The following is a 16,573-nucleotide window of genomic DNA, read 5'->3' as shown; positions in this document are numbered from 1 at the left end:
GTTGTATGAACCGACTAAACGATACACAGTTTCAAATTGTTGCCTCTGATCTAGATGGCACTCTTCTCGCTCCCGATCACCAATTAAGTGACTTCAGTAAAAAAACACTCCAAGAGCTGCATTCAAAAGGTTTTACCTTCGTTTTTGCGACAGGCCGTCACCATGTGGATGTCGCTCAGATTCGCGAGCAAGCAGGCATACCAGCCTTCATGATCACGTCAAATGGCGCTCGTGTACACAATCAAAATGACGAGTTAATGTACAGCAAAAACGTAGATGAAGAACTTGTTCAGCCCATTGCAGATATCATCAAAAAAGATCCAAGAATTCGCATACATGTCTATCAAAATGATCATTGGCTAACCAACAGAGAAGATGACGACATCAAGAAATTTCATAAAGATTCGGGGTTCCAGTACACGCTTCTAGATGCAGACAATATGCCCACGACAGGTATTGCCAAACTTTTCTTTGTTTACCCAGACCACGAATACTTAACCCAATTTGAAGATGAACTGAATGCAAAATTTAAAGGCCAAGTAAATGTTGCCTTTTCGACACCTACCTGTTTAGAAGTGATGGCAGACGGTGTATCTAAGGGGGCCGCGTTAGAAGCGATTGCTCATTCTATAGGATCCACGCTTGAAAATTGTATCGCTTTTGGCGACGGAATGAATGATGTTGAAATGCTATCTATGGCCGGCAAAGGTCTTGTGATGGAAACTTCTCACGAAAAGGTAAAACAAGCACTGCCCAATAATGAGATTATCGGTTCCCATAAAGACCACGCCGTTGCCCTGTATCTGAATGAGCACTTGTTTTAATTCAATGTCTTATATTTGATTAAAGGTAGCAATTTTGCTACCTTTTTTAATAGTTATGACATAATGATTGAAACATAGTTAGATGGATTTACTTTATGAAATTATTACCTATTTCAATATTACTGCTATTAGCTAGCCTCATTCAGGCTTGTTCTTCCTCATCGGAAACATTCGTTCCTTCTCAAAAGAATAAAACGCAGATTTCTCTTAGCAAAGAGGCCGATACACCTAAAGCGCCTACGTTTATTATGAGAGGAATCCTCACGGTCGGTCATGAAACTCGAAGTTTTATTCCTTGCGGCAGCAACCAGCAATATTGGATAGATATGGGCACTGAATCATTTAATCAAGCCATGGAGCTCAGCCGAGAAGCCTACCAGCCCATGTATGCAGAAATGATCGGTCACCTAGAAGGAACATCTGGCAAAGGATTCGATCATGACTTTTCGGCTCGATTCGTCGTTTCAGGGATGAATTTTATCACAACAGAAAATACCAAACGTTGTGAGCAACCATTTCGCTCAACAAAAGCTTTTGGCAACGAGCCATACTGGTCAATGGAATTTAGCGATGATAAAACACGTTACCAGCAATTTGGCGCTGATGAGAGAGGATTTTCACTCTCTTCAACTCGTTTAACCCCGACAGAGCGTAAATATCATTTTGGACAGGGGCAACTTACTATTACGAAAGCAATGTGTAATGACTCTATGAGCGACAGTATCTATGGCTGGAGCGCGACGTTTAAAGACAAAAATGAAGAAAAGCAAGGCTGCGCAACCTTGGCGAACAAAGATGCCACATTAAAATGGGTTAACCGCTATGTTGCAACAAGTACTAAATCAACTGCCTTCAGTATTGAACTAAAATTATCTTCTGATCATACGGCCACAACCACTTATTCCTACGCGGCTGGCTTACCAATCCAAGAATCTGGTTATTGGCAGCAATTAAATAATGAACAGGTTCAAGTGGTGATGACACACCATCAAGGACAGCAGATAGTCGCCGAACGCCTATTTACACTCCAAGGTAACCAGATAGTAGCTAAGCACGAAAAAGTGAATGGCAACGTGTACCCTATCGCAAATGGTGGCTTAACACTTTATAGAGACAAGCCATAGAATGTCCCAAATAGAATCACAAATAAAACCATGCTTAAAATGCGGTTTTAAGTTTAATTGCCTATGCGAAGAGACTCCGTACCTTGAAAGCAAGGTTAAGATTGCATTATTAATGCATCCCAACGAGATCAGGCGTGAAACGAATACAGGTAAATTGGTTTCAAAGACCTTGCCTGATACGCTCAGGTTTACGTGGGATAGAGTCACACCACCACAAGAACTAATCCAGCTTATCAGCAGCAATAACTATAGACCGATACTGCTATTCCCCAGCGATGAAAGCACTCTTCTTGACGATCGAATCATCAATATAAACGAGAAACCACCTCTGTTTATCATCTTAGATTCAACATGGCAGGAAGCGAATAAGATGATACGAAAGAGCCCATGGTTGCAGACACTAACAATGATGAAGTTATCGGGTATATTAAGTTCAGATTACTCATTACGACGCAATCAAGATAGAGGTCACTTGTGCACATGTGAAACGGCATCTGAATTATTGAGGTTATCTAATGAACCAATAAATGCCGATAGATTAGATGTCTTTTTTCATCACTATTTGGCGATATTTAAAGCAGACAAAAGCGGTCATAAGCAGATTACTTAATCGGCAATAACAATATAAAAAAACCAGCTTACACTGGTTTTTTTTATATTGTTATTTCGCACTAAATTGTCTTTATTTGGCACTGATCAACGTCAACGCCTGTCTCGAAACATCATTTGCCGCATGAGTAAGATCTTGTTTTTCAAGAACCGTCGCTAAAGCTGAGTAATCCGATACATCCGCTCTAATCGAAAGCGCTCTTTCTAGATGTTGCTGCGCGTCAACCCACTTTTCATTCGTCATATACACTTTAGCTATTGCGCTATGGGCAACGGCATCTTCTGCGTTTTTCTTGATAAGTCCTTGCAACATCACAATTGCGGGATAATTATCGGCTAAATTCATAGTTGGTATTAGCTTGATTAGAGCATCGTTATGCTGCTTCTTGAGTGACTCCACGACCAAGCTATAGGCTTCAGAATCAGCCTGTCGTTCTATTAATTGCATAGCTAAACATACAATGATTTCTTCATCATGACGAGTCTTACGAGGAAAGCTATTCCAAAGTGCAATCGCACCTTCAGAGCCTTTCGATTGAGCAACTTCTATGATCAAACCACATTGAGCTTGTTTAGAAAGCTTAGACTGCTCCTCTGAATCAATAAGCTTAGCCTTAACTAATCTAGGTAAGATTTCTAATAAAAGCGCCCAATGTTCCAAATTAATATAAGTAATCTTAAGTAGATTTAGTACCATCGAATTTGTAGCATGAGCACTTTCTAAGTTAGATAAGGTAATAAATGATTGCTCAAAATTTCGTTCACGAACTTGTTGACGAGCCTTGGTTAACTCAACTGCTAATGTAGAATTATCTTGCTGCTGCGCTAACTGTAAATATTTATCTCGTTTGTCATCATCACCCATCTCTTGAGCCGCTTCTGACGCGATTAAATAACACAGTAATGGCATATCATGATGGTTCGCCCAACGAATTACTTTTTTCTCCGCCGCTTGCCAATCACCCTCTAGCAGCTTCACAATCCCTTCGTTCGTATTTCGACGAGCTCGCTTAAGTTTACGAACACTGAACCAGTTCCATGTAGTGTTGCTCATATTCAACATTTTTTTGATCAGGTATTCCAAGCCAAAAAGTGCCGCTAAAATACCAATAACAAAAATGACTAACGTCGTCACACTCATTTCTATCGTTGTGTCAGCAATGGAAATCAGAACATAGCCTTGTTGCCCAGCAAACTGAGTACCCACAAAAAGCCCTACTCCAAGTGTCGCAAAGAGGAAAATCATTCGAATCATTGTTTATCCTCCATGGTCATACTGGTCACTTGACGACGAAGACGATCATTAATAACATCTTGAAGTGCTTTTTGTGACACGAGTTTAACGGGGTACTTAACCTCGATATTTTGACCAGAAAGCTGTTGAATAGACTTGTTAAACTGCACTACTGCAGGGTCATCTAGTTTAAAAAACTGCATCGTCCATTCATCTGCGGTCTTCAATGAACTTTGGTAGATCGCTTGATTCTCATTGTAGACAGCACGAATTGCTGTCTCAATTTTACCTTTCACATTTTCTTTCAAGTAATAATGTTGTTTCGGTGCGAGAAGCGGGATTACATTGCCTTCACGGGTACGGAAGGTAATAAACTGTTCAGAAAAATCCGTCAATGAGGTCAAAAGATTATCTTGCCAGTCATAAATATCCGCCGATACCTTCTTGCTCTCTACAACAGGTGCTTCCGGTAAAATCGCATTCGCTAACGGTAAAGTATCAATTTGTTGTTGCAGGCTAATTAGCCTTAATACCAATCCATCTTTATCAATTAATGGGACCGATTTAAGCGTGGTAATATCTTTTGCCATTTCTTTACGTAATGACATTAAACTCGGGTCATTGAGCAGAGAAATTCGTTGATCAGCACTCTCCATCAATTGAGTCGCACTCTCCACATCTTTTTCTAAAAATAGTTTTCTTCCTGCTAGTTTCACTAAGTAGTCAGATTCAGCTAAAAGCCAATCGTTTGGTCTTCTACCCGCAACATCGGCTAAAGCAACTTGTAAACTTTTGATACTCTCGTGCTGCTGAGTAATCGCCGTATCTGCTTTGTTGTATGCTTCATCTGCTTTTGCCGCGGCTAACGCTTCTGTTGAAGAGAGTCGCTGCTCTAGCTGATTACTCATACTTTTTATTTGCACTTCTAATTGAGCAAGTTGGGATTGATGTTGAACATTCTGCTGATTGAATACAAAAGCAGCACCACCAGCAAATAAAATAGAAATAACGATGGCCAAAGTGCCAAGCTTAACGCCTCGTTTACCTTGTTTTTCTTCAAATTGAACCGGAACGATTGGAGGATTATCTTCGTCACTTTTTACAGGCTGATCGTCAAAAGTACCTTTTGTAGAGGTAGAGTCGACAACACTCTCTGCTTTTTTACTCTCGTCCAAGGCCTCAGAAGAGGCTTCCGACTTCTTTTTTACTTTTGCAGACGTGTCTTTCAACACCGTATCATTTGACTGAAGTTCGTTGTTTTCAGGTTCTGTTTGCCCGTTTTTTTTATTTGTCATGTACTTGTCCTGTTGTGCATTGCTGTTGAATAACAGCGACTAAATCGGGGTTAGATGCACTACCCGAAACCGCTACTTCATGAAACCCAAGCCTTCGAGCTAACGTTGCAATTCTATTGCTTGGCACGATGAGCCTTTGCTCAAAAAGCCAATTATGCTCATTATTGGGGATCATGTTGAAGAAATAGTCCAACTGTTCTCCACTCGTCAATACTATATGGTCAACGTTATTTTTTTTCCAATTCTTAACACTAGAGTGTCCGTCAAATGGAAGCGTTTGACGTTGGTATACTTCACAATACTCAACTCTAGCGCCTCTTTTAAGTAATTCATCGCGAATTAGTTCCCTTCCACCATTGCCTCGCAATATTGTCACTTGGGTATTGATAAACGTTGATAGCTGAGGAAGTTTCAATAAATGCTCACTATCGCTCACTTGCGGATAGTGTACTTTCTGAGCGGTAACTTCGCTGAGTTTATCAGCTGTTTTTTGACCAATGGCAAAATAACGAGTGGAATCAGGCCATGTTTGCATTTCAGATTGCAATACTCTGCTAGCCCATACAACCGCGGGTTTACTTACCGCAATAACTAAATCAGAATTTTTTAATGCCTTGTGGAGGCGATAACTGTCCTTGCCCTTAGAAAATTGAATCAAAGGCTGATAAATAACTTGGATACCACAAGAAGAAAGCGCATCACAAAGCGCTTCTCCGTCTGGGCTCGGTCTAGTTATTAATACGGCCATACTTACTCGTGGTCGCTATACAGCTTTTCTAAAATTTCTTTTGCTCCGTCAGCAAGAAGCTGATTGGCAAGCTCGACACCTAAGATTTCTCCATCTTTACGATTTCCGCGAATCTCTCCTCGAACCATTTTGCTACCGTCTGGCTCCCCAACTAAGGCACGTAACCAAATCTGGTCACCGTCTAAAAGAGAGTAACTACCAATAGGTACCTGACAACCACCTTCCAAAGTTAGATTCATCGCGCGTTCACAACGTACTCTATCTGCTGTGTCGGCGTGATTTAATGGTTCCAAAAGCTTCAATATGCGCTCATCATCAACTCGGCATTCAATCCCTACGGCACCTTGACCAACGGCTGGTAAGGATTGCTCTGGTTCGATATAGCTTCTAATTCGTTCCTTTAACTCAAGACGTTTTAATCCGGCAGCAGCAAGAATAATTGCATCGTAATCGCCGGCATCGAGTTTACCTAACCGAGTGCCGACGTTGCCGCGTAATTCTTTGATAACAAGATCTGGGCGAGCTTCCATAAGCTGGCATTGACGGCGCAAGCTACAGGTGCCAACAATCGAACCCAACGGCAACTCATCAATAGACCCATAAGTATTTGAGACGAACGCATCTCTCGGGTCTTCTCTCTTACAAATAGTGACAAGACCTAAACCTTCAGGGAAGCCTACTGGTACATCTTTCATTGAGTGGACAGCAAGATCGGCGCGTCCTTCTAACATAGCAACTTCTAACTCTTTAACAAAAAGGCCTTTTCCGCCAATTTTTGCCAATGGAGAATCAAGAATGATGTCACCTTTAGTCACCATGGTAACCAACTCAACTTCTAGGCCAGGGTGAGCGGCTTGCAAGGCATCTCTAACAAAATATGCTTGCCATAAAGCAAGAGGGCTCTTACGAGTAGCGATTCTTACCGGAGTGTTATCTGTCATGGAAATTCCGAATATTTACTTTTTGATTAATTACAATTTTATTATCCTACCATCCAATCTAAGTCACATATATCGATTGTTATAAGGTCTGATAAATTGTGCTTGTTTCTTGCTTAAATGACAAAAAATATGTGATGTTTATCTCAATAAAAGTTACACTTATATTAGGGCTCTCTATATTACGACACTCTCGATTGAAGGTTGAAATGAAAGGTGAGTAAGTAGCTTGGAAATAACCATATCAATTGTAATATCTTTACCTCGCTCGCTAAAAGTGTTAAATTGATCACGTTTTGTAGCGTACATAGAATAAAAACTAAACAGAACTAGAATTTATCAGACCAAGGAATACACCTTGCAGGCTTATATCCAAACAATAATCAGTAGAATTGACTCACTGAATCAACAGCGCATCGAGCGCGCGTTGGCGATTATGGATCAAAAAGGCAAGCAAGTTTTCAATCTTATTCCTACCCTTCTTCATTACAACCATCCCGCTGTTCCTGGCTATTATGACAAACCCGTCCCATATGGTGTCCATTCTTTAGAAGAAAATGATATTCAGACACAGTTTATCGCTCAAATTTCAGCTACCCAATCAGAGCCTTTAGAGTCTGATAACGAAGCTCATATTTTAGGGCTATACACCATGGGCAGCACGTCTTCTATCGGTCAAAGCACATCAAGTGATCTCGATATATGGGTTTGTGTGTCACCAGAGATGGGCGATGATGAACGCTCTCATCTTGGTAATAAATGCTTACTCATTACTGAGTGGGCTAAAGGTTACGGTATCGAAGCCAACTTTTTCTTGATGGATGAGGAACGCTTCAGAAGCAACCACTCCGAAGAGATGACCGGTGATAACTGTGGTTCCTCTCAACACTTACTATTACTTGATGAATTCTATCGTTCTGCTGTTCGGTTAGCTGGTCAGCGCCTTTTATGGCAAATCGTACCTCCAGAGATGGAGGAATGTTATCAAGAGTACGTTGACCAACTGTGTAAGACAGGGCATATCAATTGCTACGATTGGATCGACTTTGGTGAGCTAAATCGAATTCCTGCTGAAGAATATTTTGGTTCGAACTTATGGCAGTTATATAAAAGTATCGACTCCCCTTACAAATCAGTGTTAAAGGCCATCCTTTTAGAAGCCTATTCTTGGGAATACCCGAATACTCAACTTTTGAGTGTCGATAGTAAACGTCGATTTTTTGCATATGAACCTGACCTATATAGCATGGATTCCTATTATCTCATGCTCGATAAAGTCACTACTTATCTAGAACGTATTCAAGATTACACCCGTCTAGACTTGGTTCGTCGTTGTTTCTACCTAAAAACCCATGAAAAACTTTCTCGTACCCCAGGTGCTGGCTCTGTGGAGTGGCGTCGTCAAATACTGGGTAAAATGACTAAGAGTTGGAATTGGGATCATAACGTCATTGCTGAATTAGATGACCGTCGTAACTGGAAAGTAGAACAGGTAAAAGTTGTCCATGATGGATTACTTGAAGCTCTAATGCTGAGTTATCGTAACCTAATACAGTTTGCTAGGCGCAACGATATAACGTCAGCTATCAGCCCTCAAGACATTAGCATATTAGCAAGAAAACTCTACGCCGCTTTTGAAGTCCTTCCCGGGAAAGTAACGTTACTTAATCCGCAAATTTCGCCGGACCTTCATGAACCCGATCTAAGTTTTATTCAGGTACAAAAAGGACGTACAAACCCGTCTGGGTGGTATCTCTATAAACAACCTCTTATCGCAAATAAGCTGATTGGGTCCAAAAGTCTCGAGCACAACGAATACTTAAGTAAATTGGTAGCATGGTCATTTTTTAACGGATTAATTACCGAATCTACTCGATTAAATTCGGTAGTAAAAGATGCACAACTTGATATAGACAAGTTCTATCAAATGGTCAGTGATTTACGCAATACTTTTTCTTTACGTAAACGCCGGCCTTCTATGCAGGCTTTAGGCAGTCCGTGTGAAATCAGTCAGATGGCAATGTTCATCAACTTCGAGAATGATCCGAGCGCTCAGCATATCCCGCGTTCACTTAAAGTTGACGTGAAGAACGTAGACATATTTAGTTTTGGTGAAGAAGCCATAAGCTTAGTTGGCAGCGTTGACTTGGTATATCGTAACTCTTGGCATGAAGTTAGAACCATGCACTTTACCGGTGATGCCGCAATATTAGATGCATTAAAAACAATTCTGGGCAAAATGCACCAAGATGCCGTACCACCAGAGTCAGTTGATGTTTTCTGCTATAGCAAAAACTTAAGAGGCGTCATTCGTAATACTGTTTACCAATTACTTGCCGAATGCATTGATATGCGTTTGAAGCCAGTAGAAGAACAAAAAAATCGAAAATTCAAAGCGATTAAAGTCGCAAATCAAATGTTTGGTCTATTCTTCGAAAGAAGAGGGGTATCAGTTCAAAAATTAGAAAACTCGGTAGATTTTTATCGCAGCATATCAACCAATAAGTTAAACGGATCTCCGTTGTCAATGCTTGATAAAGAGCGAGACTATCATTTACCACCAGTCGTCGATAGTTTTGCGAGTGAAGGTTTGGTTCAGTTCTTTTTCGAAGATACTACTGATGGTTTCAACATCTATGTTTTAGATGAAGAAAATTCTTTAGAGGTTTACCACCAGTTCAACGGCAGTAAAGATGACATGATAAATAACGTTAATCGTTTCTATACCTCTAGTCATGGTACTGAGAGCGAAGATCTCTGTTTAATTAACTTTAACCTCCCACAGTACTACCAAATTATTCATCCTAAAGATGACACTAGCAATAGCTACGTTGCCCCATACCGCAATGATAATTGCGTTCAATCAAAGCCTTCTAAAGCAGTTAATGCGTAATCATTATGCAACACTTCTCATTCACTCCCATTTAATAGGGAATGAATGATTCGCATTGATAGAAAATGTCTTTATTCTTCCCAGTTAATATCTTCACCTGCGTGCTTACCACATTCATTTTTCACAAATGAGAAAAACTCAGAACCTGTTTTTGAACAGATCCATTTTTCATCGATGTACGAAAAATGAAAACCACCTGATTTTGATGCCAACCAGATCTCTTTCATTGGCTCTTGTTTATTAATAACTATTTGACTTCTATCACTAAATTCTAAATTCATTACATTCCCAATGATTTCAAAATCGATATCCGCACCAGAATCATCAATAGTCTCTTCCAATTGATTAAACACTTCATCGACGATTTGATGATATTCAGTATCATTCATCCTGCTCTATCCTATTGCTTTTCTTATTAGTAGTGCGATTATAGAGGGCATTGAATCAATAATCACGAATTGCACCATGAAAAAAATTATCGCGGGACTCTGCTTGTTATCAATATTAAGTTTAGTTGGTTGTGGAAATACAGGATCGCTCTATACGCCAGAAGATGCGCCACAAGAAAGTGAACAAACGCAATCGTAATTTGTTAAGGAAAGAATACATTGGATTATTTTAATTATCAGGATGATGGCCAACTATGGGCTGAAGAAGTTTCACTGCAGACTTTAGAACAACAATTTGGCACCCCATTATACATTTATTCCCGAGCGACGTTAGAAAGGCACTGGAATGCGTTTGATAAATCTGTAGGCGAACATCCTCACCTTGTCTGCTATGCCGTTAAGGCAAATGGTAATTTGGGTGTGCTAAACGCATTGGCGCGCTTAGGGTCTGGCTTTGATATTGTTTCTGGTGGTGAACTAGAGCGCGTATTAACTGCAGGTGGCGATCCTGCCAAAATCGTCTTTTCTGGCGTTGGAAAAACGGTTGAAGAGATGAAAAGAGCGCTTGAATTAAATATCAAGTGCTTCAATGTAGAATCTGAACCTGAATTAGAGAGACTCAACGCTGTTGCCTCTGAAATGGGTGTGATTGCACCGATCTCTCTTAGAATTAATCCAGATGTAGACGCGAAAACACACCCTTACATTTCTACCGGTCTACGAGATAATAAATTTGGTATTGCATTTGATCGCGCATCAGAAGTGTATCGATTTGCAGATAGCCTACCAAATCTCAATGTACAAGGTATAGATTGCCACATTGGTTCTCAACTCACTGATATAGAACCATTCATTGATGCGGCGGACCGACTATTAGCACTGATCGATCAACTGATTGCCGATAATATTCATATCGAGCATTTAGACGTTGGCGGAGGTCTTGGGGTTGTATACAAAGATGAGTTACCGCCACAACCATCTGATTATGCAAAAGCGTTGTTAGCTCGCCTAACTAACCACCCAGACATTGAATTAATCTTTGAGCCGGGACGCGCAATTGCCGCAAACGCAGGTATTCTCCTGACAAAAGTCGAATACTTAAAGCACACCGAATTTAAAAACTTTGCGGTAGTTGATGCAGCCATGAACGACTTAATGCGTCCTGCACTATACTCTGCATGGCAAGATATAGTGCCTGTATCACCTAGAAAAGGAGAAGCAATAGCATACGATATAGTCGGCCCTATTTGCGAAACCGGTGATTTTTTAGGTAAAGACCGAGACCTATTAATACAGCAGGGCGATCTGTTGGCAATAAGATCTGCAGGTGCATACGGCTTCTCAATGTCTTCAAACTATAACGCTCGTCGACGAGCAGCAGAAGTAATGGTCGACGGGGATAAAGTACATCTAGTTCGTAAACGTGAAGAGTATATTGACCTTTGGCGTGATGAACACATTTTACCGGAGTAACTAGAAAATATGCATTTCCATTTCTCTAAAATGCACGGTCTGGGCAACGACTTTATGGTCGTAGATTGCATTACGCAGAATATTTTCTTTTCCCCAGATCTCATCCGTCGTTTGGCGAATCGAAACACCGGTGTTGGCTTCGACCAATTACTCGTCGTTGAAGCCCCTTATGATCCTGAATCCGATTTTCACTACCGCATTTTTAATGCTGACGGTAGTGAAGTAGAACAGTGTGGTAATGGTGCCCGATGCTTTGCACGGTTTGTTCGAATGAAAGGTCTAACCAACAAATTCAATATTAACGTGAGCACCAAAAAAGGGAAAATGGTTCTAAATATTGAAGAGGATGACTTTGTTACTGTGAATATGGGCGAACCAATATTTGAACCGAACAAAATTCCATTCAAAGCTAAGCAAGCCGAGAAAACCTACATTATTCGAGTCAATGAACAGACTCTATTTTGTGGTGCAGTGAGCATGGGTAATCCTCATGTTGTGACACCGGTTGATGATATTCAGATAGCTGATATTGAAACACTTGGTCCACTACTTGAATCATACGAGCGCTTTCCTGAGAAAGTGAATGCTGGCTTTATGCAAATTATAGATAGAGGTGAGATAAACCTTAGAGTCTATGAAAGAGGAGCCGGAGAAACCTTAGCTTGTGGCAGCGGTGCTTGTGCTGCGGTGGCCGTCGGTATTTATCAAGAATCCTTAGACGAAGAAGTGAAGGTCCATCTTCCTGGTGGTGATCTTGTCATTAAATGGAAAGGACCGGGACACCCTCTTTATATGACCGGACCGGCTACCCATGTATTTGATGGTCAATTAACGTGCTAATTAGCAATATGACAGAGGAAAAAATTTGTCTTTAAGCGAAGCAGATGTGATGACCGCTGAGGTTGTTGCCCAATATTTACGTGACCATCCTGATTTTTTCAGGGAAAGACAAGAGCTCACAGAGCTTATGTCACTTCCTGTCCGTCAAGAAGGCATTGTCTCGTTGGTTGAAATAAAACTAAGAAGGCAGAGAGAGAAAATCGCTGACCTCGAGGAAGAGATCACTGAATTAATGTCAATGGCAGCTAACAACGGCCAACATTTTCATCAATTTATGAACCTTCAAGAAACCATTCTAAAGTGTCATACTTTGTCTCAGGTTGTTGATGCCATTAATCAGTTTTCAAAAGCGCTCTCTCTTACAGCTTATTTAAAATTGTTACATTGCGACAACCTCAAACACCATATTAGTATGGAGAACTGGCAACGATTTGCGACCAATCATTTCAATGGTAAAACCGCTTACCTTGGTAGATTAAAAAAAGCAGATCGTGATCTATTGTTTAACCATGATCGCTGCCCTGAACTAGGTTCATTTGCCATATTACCTTTAGAAAAATCGAAGCCACTTGGTGTCATCGCTTTTTCTAGTAGTGATGGTGGTCACTTCCAACCTAGTATGGACACTCTATTTTTGCGTCATCTTGCAACGGTCATTTCTCATCTAGTTTCTACTCTTGAATGGGAAAATGGGCTAGCCAACAATGTCCTTAACCACACGTCTGCCTGAACAACTTATTGAGCCTCTTGAACGCTTCTATCAATATTTAAGAAGCGAAAAAGGGCTCAGTTTGCACACTCAAAACAATTACAAAAAACAACTGCAAATTGTCACCGAACAACTAATTGAACTCGGTTTGCGAGATTGGCAACAGGTTGATGCTGCATGGGTTCGTCAAGTTGCTAGTAAAGGCATGCGCCAAGGAATGAAGTCGAGCAGTCTTGCTACACGCCTCTCTTCTCTGCGGAGTTTTTTCGATTTCTTAGTCTTACGTGGTGAGCTTAACGCCAATCCAGCCAGAGGTGTTGCCGCTCCAAAACGACAAAAAACGTTACCAAAAAATCTCGATGTGGATCAAATGGGTCTATTATTAGCAGTAGATGAAACCGACCCCTTGTCTGTTCGTGACAGAGCGATGATGGAACTGATGTATGGAACAGGCATCCGTCTTGCTGAATTGATTAACTTAGATATAAAAGACATCAGCAACGGTAACGGAGAGATTCGAGTCATAGGAAAGGGCGATAAAGAACGTAAAGTTCCGTTTTCTGGGTACGCTAAACAATGGGTAAATAGGTGGCTCTTGCTTCGCCCAATGCTACTAAAGAAAGATGAATCAGCGTTATTTATTTCGAAATTAGGTGGGCGAATCTCATCTAGAAACGTCCAAAAACGAATGGCGCAATGGGGGTTAAAGCAAGGTGTGTCTAGCCATATTAGCCCGCATAAACTGCGCCATTCATTTGCCACTCATGTACTAGAGTCAAGTGGCAACCTACGTGCCGTTCAAGAGCTACTTGGACATGAGAACATTTCTACGACTCAGGTTTACACTCACTTAAATTTTCAGCACCTAGCTCAAGAGTATGACAAAGCGCACCCTAGAGCTTTCAAGAAAAAAGAGAAATGATGAAGGTATATCGACGTCTAAATTCAATAAAAGCACTTAGTTTTGATCTCGATGATACGTTATATGACAATCATCCAGTAATACGCAAAGTAGAAAGTGAAATGGCTATTTGGCTTCGTCAACACCATCCAATCTCAGCTCAACTATCGTTCCAGCAATGGAAGGAATTAAAACTTCAGTTAGCCGAGACTCGTCCAGAGCTTAAGCATGACATGACTCTCTGGAGAAAAACACAGATCGAACAGGGTTTAAAGCAATTAGGTTACAATAATCTAAAAGCTAAAAAAGCATCAGAAGAAGGAATAGAGCACGCTTTATGGTTGCGTAATCAGGTCGATGTTCCCTTTGAATCACATCAAACACTGCAAGCATTGAAAGAAAAGTTCCCATTAATAGCTATCACCAATGGCAATGTAGATGTGCATGAAATAGGGCTGAGCCAGTATTTCGATTTGGTGTTAAAAGCGGGGCCAGATGGACGTTCAAAGCCTTACCCAGACATGTTTTTAGCTGCGAGTGACTACCTAGACCTCCCTCAAGAACAAATTTTACACATTGGTGACCATTTGATTTCGGATGTCAGTGGATCTAAAAGATGTGGCTTCTCAACATGCTGGATTAACACGTCAATGAAACCTATTGCCGAACACCACCAAGCAAGAGTTCTTCCGGATATAGAAATTGAAAATGTGAGTGAACTTTTGTATTTAGTATAGCGATCCTATCGATCCCAAGACCTTAGTCCAATTTCTACAACCTTGCATCGTAAATACACTTACTTTGTTGTTCTATTGCCTCAATCAAAGAATTTGAACAAAAAAAACGGTTTCTTATTACTTTGATAGTTTTTATAGCTAGTATAATTAGAGAATTACATAAAGAGCCTGAATAATGGAAAAAAAAGAACCGCACTATCTAGAAAAAGAGCTGCAAAACACACTAGCGCAAGATCCTGCTATATTTCAGTTCTTGCAAACCAGCTGTCTTGATGGTGTATTTTTCTGGGATTTAGAGAATCAAGAACATAAATGGATGAGCGACAACTTCTGGAAGGTACTGGGCTATGACCCAACCAGTAAACAACATTCACTCTCGGACTGGCGCGAAGTCATCAATCAAGAAGATATGGAGCGAGCATTAAACAATTTTAAACTTCATTGTGAGAACCCAGCTCATCCGTATAATCAAATTGTAAGATATAAACATAAAGATGGTTCAACTGTATGGGTAAAATGTCGAGGGTTCGCTCTAAGGGATAAGAATGGTAAAGCGATACGTATTCTTGGCGCTCACACCGATGTCACACAGCTAAAGGAAACGGAAGAAAATTTAAAACGCAGAAATGAAGAGCTTAAAAACCTCTCAAGGCATGACCCTCATACTTCTCTATACAATCGATTTGCCTTCGCGGAGATCTTTGAACAACAACTTTTAATCGCGGCTAGAGAACATATGCCAATATCTTTAGCGATGGTCGACGTAGATAATTTTAAAGTAATTAACGACAGTCTCGGCCATCTTGAAGGAGATAAAATCCTTTTAGATATTTCCAATACGCTACGAAATGTAGCCAGAGACAGTGACATCATAGGTCGATTTGGTGGTGATGAATTTATCGTGCTCATGTTCAATTCCAACCATAAAGAGGCACAACTCGCGGCTGAACGATTACGGATGGGGATTGAAGAATGTGTCACAACCAATTCTGGTCCAGTAACCATAAGTGTTGGTGTTTCTACATTTGGTGAGAAGAGCATCGCTGGAATCGATCTTACTCCCTCAGAGATCTACGAAAAAATGCTGGGTACTGCCGACAAAGCCTTACTCCGAGCGAAAGATAACGGTAGAAACCAAATCTGTTATTAATGTAATAAGCCTCAATGTGTATGACCTAACACTTACCCAAAGATATAGTAGTGACTTTAGCGCCTGTTATTGTCACTACGCCTCTTCATTTTTATAGGAATAGATTTCCTTCAACCACTATGATATCTATCCATCAAAAACCTCTTCAGACGCTTTAGCTACCTTTTCAGATTTATATTAAGGAAACTTACCCTATAAGCTATCCAAAAGCACAACAGGGGCAATACGGAAGCGCGTAGCGTTCTATATCCGCGTAGAGAGGGTTATGCCCATGGCAAGCATTCATAACATAGTCATACAAGTTTATTGGATCGAAAATGTTAAAATGCCGCAGCTAAATAAACACAACTGCACTAATGCTAGGTAAGTTTGTAATTGATAAAAATGTATTCGCGAGGAATTTAGGACATAAAAAAAGCCCCAGTCTTTCGACTAGGGCTTAGATAGTGGCGGAGGGATAGAGATTTGAACTCTAGAAGGGCTACAAACCCTTGCCGGTTTTCAAGACCGGTGCTTTCGACCACTCAGCCATCCCTCCGAATTTTGCTAACAATCAAAGTCTTATAAAACTTAGCTTTGATTGTTTTTGCCTTCATCTTTTTCTAAAAGATAAAAACGATGTTAAAGCCTGGCGATGTCCTACTCTCACATGGGGAGACCCCACACTACCATCGGCGCTATTGCGTTTCACTTCTGAGTTCGGCATGGG

16 protein-coding genes, 1 tRNA gene and 1 rRNA gene are annotated in these 16,573 nt (G+C 40.7%); 11 read left to right on the top strand and 7 right to left on the bottom strand.

The window, feature by feature from the left end:
• Positions 1 to 5: 5 nt before the first annotated feature.
• From AACW90_RS21735 to AACW90_RS21725, 3 genes are all read left to right on the top strand, one after another.
• Positions 6 to 824, top strand: a complete 819-nt coding sequence (locus tag AACW90_RS21735; protein WP_390238867.1) for a Cof-type HAD-IIB family hydrolase — start codon at positions 6 to 8, stop codon at positions 822 to 824.
• A gap of 95 nt (positions 825 to 919) precedes the next feature.
• Complete coding sequence (locus tag AACW90_RS21730; RefSeq protein ID WP_390238864.1) at positions 920 to 1,948, top strand: COG3650 family protein; 1,029 nt, start codon at positions 920 to 922, stop codon at positions 1,946 to 1,948.
• Position 1,949: 1 nt separating this feature from the next.
• Positions 1,950 to 2,558: a tRNA-uridine aminocarboxypropyltransferase gene (locus AACW90_RS21725; RefSeq protein ID WP_390238861.1), complete on the top strand. Its 609-nt coding sequence runs from the start codon at positions 1,950 to 1,952 to the stop codon at positions 2,556 to 2,558.
• Between the two features lie 72 nt (positions 2,559 to 2,630).
• On the opposite strand, the gene AACW90_RS21720 is transcribed toward AACW90_RS21725, so the two are convergent.
• The 4 genes from AACW90_RS21720 to hemC are packed head-to-tail and all read right to left on the bottom strand — an operon-like array spanning position 2,631 to position 6,775.
• Complete coding sequence (locus AACW90_RS21720; RefSeq protein ID WP_390238859.1) at positions 2,631 to 3,812, bottom strand: heme biosynthesis protein HemY; 1,182 nt, start codon at positions 3,810 to 3,812, stop codon at positions 2,631 to 2,633.
• Positions 3,809 to 5,086 (bottom strand): uroporphyrinogen-III C-methyltransferase, encoded by a 1,278-nt coding sequence (locus AACW90_RS21715; RefSeq protein WP_390238856.1) that lies wholly within the window; start codon positions 5,084 to 5,086, stop codon positions 3,809 to 3,811. Before AACW90_RS21715 ends, AACW90_RS21720 begins: the two co-directional genes overlap by 4 nt.
• Positions 5,076 to 5,834: a uroporphyrinogen-III synthase gene (locus AACW90_RS21710; protein ID WP_390238853.1), complete on the bottom strand. Its 759-nt coding sequence runs from the start codon at positions 5,832 to 5,834 to the stop codon at positions 5,076 to 5,078. The genes AACW90_RS21715 and AACW90_RS21710 overlap by 11 nt, the downstream gene beginning before the upstream one ends.
• 2 nt (positions 5,835 to 5,836) lie before the next feature.
• The gene (gene hemC, locus AACW90_RS21705; protein ID WP_390238850.1) at positions 5,837 to 6,775 is read right to left on the bottom strand and encodes a hydroxymethylbilane synthase; all 939 of its coding nucleotides are present in this window, start codon (positions 6,773 to 6,775) and stop codon (positions 5,837 to 5,839) included.
• Positions 6,776 to 7,130: 355 nt separating this feature from the next.
• Here hemC and AACW90_RS21700 point away from each other — a divergent pair, with 355 nt between their 5' ends.
• Entirely contained in the window at positions 7,131 to 9,665 is a 2,535-nt protein-coding gene (locus AACW90_RS21700) for a class I adenylate cyclase (RefSeq protein WP_390238848.1), read from the top strand.
• 71 nt (positions 9,666 to 9,736) lie between these two features.
• On the opposite strand, the gene cyaY is transcribed toward AACW90_RS21700, so the two are convergent.
• A complete protein-coding gene (gene cyaY / locus AACW90_RS21695) occupies positions 9,737 to 10,054 on the bottom strand; it encodes an iron donor protein CyaY (protein ID WP_390238846.1) in 318 nt (105 codons plus the stop codon).
• A 76-nt stretch (positions 10,055 to 10,130) separates the two neighbouring features.
• On the opposite strand from cyaY, the gene lptM reads away from it, so the two are divergent.
• The 7 genes from lptM to AACW90_RS21660 all read left to right on the top strand — a co-directional run bounded on the left by lptM (position 10,131) and on the right by AACW90_RS21660 (position 15,864).
• On the top strand, positions 10,131 to 10,253 hold the full coding sequence (gene lptM, locus AACW90_RS21690; protein ID WP_390238844.1) for an LPS translocon maturation chaperone LptM: 123 nt from the start codon (positions 10,131 to 10,133) through the stop codon (positions 10,251 to 10,253).
• A 20-nt stretch (positions 10,254 to 10,273) separates the two neighbouring features.
• Positions 10,274 to 11,527 (top strand): diaminopimelate decarboxylase, encoded by a 1,254-nt coding sequence (lysA, locus tag AACW90_RS21685; protein ID WP_390238841.1) that lies wholly within the window; start codon positions 10,274 to 10,276, stop codon positions 11,525 to 11,527.
• 9 nt (positions 11,528 to 11,536) lie between these two features.
• The gene (gene dapF / locus AACW90_RS21680) at positions 11,537 to 12,367 is read left to right on the top strand and encodes a diaminopimelate epimerase (RefSeq protein WP_390238838.1); all 831 of its coding nucleotides are present in this window, start codon (positions 11,537 to 11,539) and stop codon (positions 12,365 to 12,367) included.
• A gap of 25 nt (positions 12,368 to 12,392) precedes the next feature.
• Positions 12,393 to 13,097, top strand: coding sequence for a DUF484 family protein (locus tag AACW90_RS21675; protein ID WP_390238836.1), 705 nt, complete (start codon positions 12,393 to 12,395; stop codon positions 13,095 to 13,097).
• Complete coding sequence (gene xerC, locus AACW90_RS21670) at positions 13,072 to 13,998, top strand: tyrosine recombinase XerC (RefSeq protein ID WP_390238833.1); 927 nt, start codon at positions 13,072 to 13,074, stop codon at positions 13,996 to 13,998. The genes AACW90_RS21675 and xerC overlap by 26 nt, the downstream gene beginning before the upstream one ends.
• Positions 13,998 to 14,714 (top strand): 5-amino-6-(5-phospho-D-ribitylamino)uracil phosphatase YigB, encoded by a 717-nt coding sequence (yigB, locus tag AACW90_RS21665; protein ID WP_390238945.1) that lies wholly within the window; start codon positions 13,998 to 14,000, stop codon positions 14,712 to 14,714. Before xerC ends, yigB begins: the two co-directional genes overlap by 1 nt.
• A 175-nt stretch (positions 14,715 to 14,889) precedes the next feature.
• A complete protein-coding gene (locus tag AACW90_RS21660; protein WP_390238831.1) occupies positions 14,890 to 15,864 on the top strand; it encodes a sensor domain-containing diguanylate cyclase in 975 nt (324 codons plus the stop codon).
• 447 nt (positions 15,865 to 16,311) lie between these two features.
• Here the strand turns inward: AACW90_RS21660 and AACW90_RS21655 are convergent.
• Positions 16,312 to 16,402: transfer RNA gene (locus AACW90_RS21655), tRNA-Ser, on the bottom strand.
• A gap of 88 nt (positions 16,403 to 16,490) precedes the next feature.
• Positions 16,491 to 16,573 (bottom strand): 5S ribosomal RNA (rrf, locus tag AACW90_RS23115); the annotation flags it as partial.

The organism is Vibrio frigidus (assembly GCF_042465995.1).
In the GTDB taxonomy this organism is placed as follows: domain Bacteria; phylum Pseudomonadota; class Gammaproteobacteria; order Enterobacterales; family Vibrionaceae; genus Vibrio.
Note: the sequence above shows the minus strand (reverse complement) of the source record. Positions and strands in the feature narration are given on the sequence as shown.

Coding starts and splice junctions, on each gene's coding strand:
- AACW90_RS21720 (WP_390238859.1), bottom strand. CDS start 3,812: ATGATTCGAATGATTTTCCTCTTTGCGACACTTGGAGTAGGGCTTTTT.
- AACW90_RS21715 (WP_390238856.1), bottom strand. CDS start 5,086: ATGACAAATAAAAAAAACGGGCAAACAGAACCTGAAAACAACGAACTT.
- cyaY (WP_390238846.1), bottom strand. CDS start 10,054: ATGAATGATACTGAATATCATCAAATCGTCGATGAAGTGTTTAATCAA.
- AACW90_RS21735 (WP_390238867.1), top strand. CDS start 6: ATGAACCGACTAAACGATACACAGTTTCAAATTGTTGCCTCTGATCTA.
- yigB (WP_390238945.1), top strand. CDS start 13,998: ATGAAGGTATATCGACGTCTAAATTCAATAAAAGCACTTAGTTTTGAT.
- AACW90_RS21730 (WP_390238864.1), top strand. CDS start 920: ATGAAATTATTACCTATTTCAATATTACTGCTATTAGCTAGCCTCATT.
- lptM (WP_390238844.1), top strand. CDS start 10,131: ATGAAAAAAATTATCGCGGGACTCTGCTTGTTATCAATATTAAGTTTA.
- hemC (WP_390238850.1), bottom strand. CDS start 6,775: ATGACAGATAACACTCCGGTAAGAATCGCTACTCGTAAGAGCCCTCTT.
- AACW90_RS21660 (WP_390238831.1), top strand. CDS start 14,890: ATGGAAAAAAAAGAACCGCACTATCTAGAAAAAGAGCTGCAAAACACA.
- AACW90_RS21725 (WP_390238861.1), top strand. CDS start 1,950: ATGTCCCAAATAGAATCACAAATAAAACCATGCTTAAAATGCGGTTTT.
- dapF (WP_390238838.1), top strand. CDS start 11,537: ATGCATTTCCATTTCTCTAAAATGCACGGTCTGGGCAACGACTTTATG.
- xerC (WP_390238833.1), top strand. CDS start 13,072: ATGTCCTTAACCACACGTCTGCCTGAACAACTTATTGAGCCTCTTGAA.
- AACW90_RS21710 (WP_390238853.1), bottom strand. CDS start 5,834: ATGGCCGTATTAATAACTAGACCGAGCCCAGACGGAGAAGCGCTTTGT.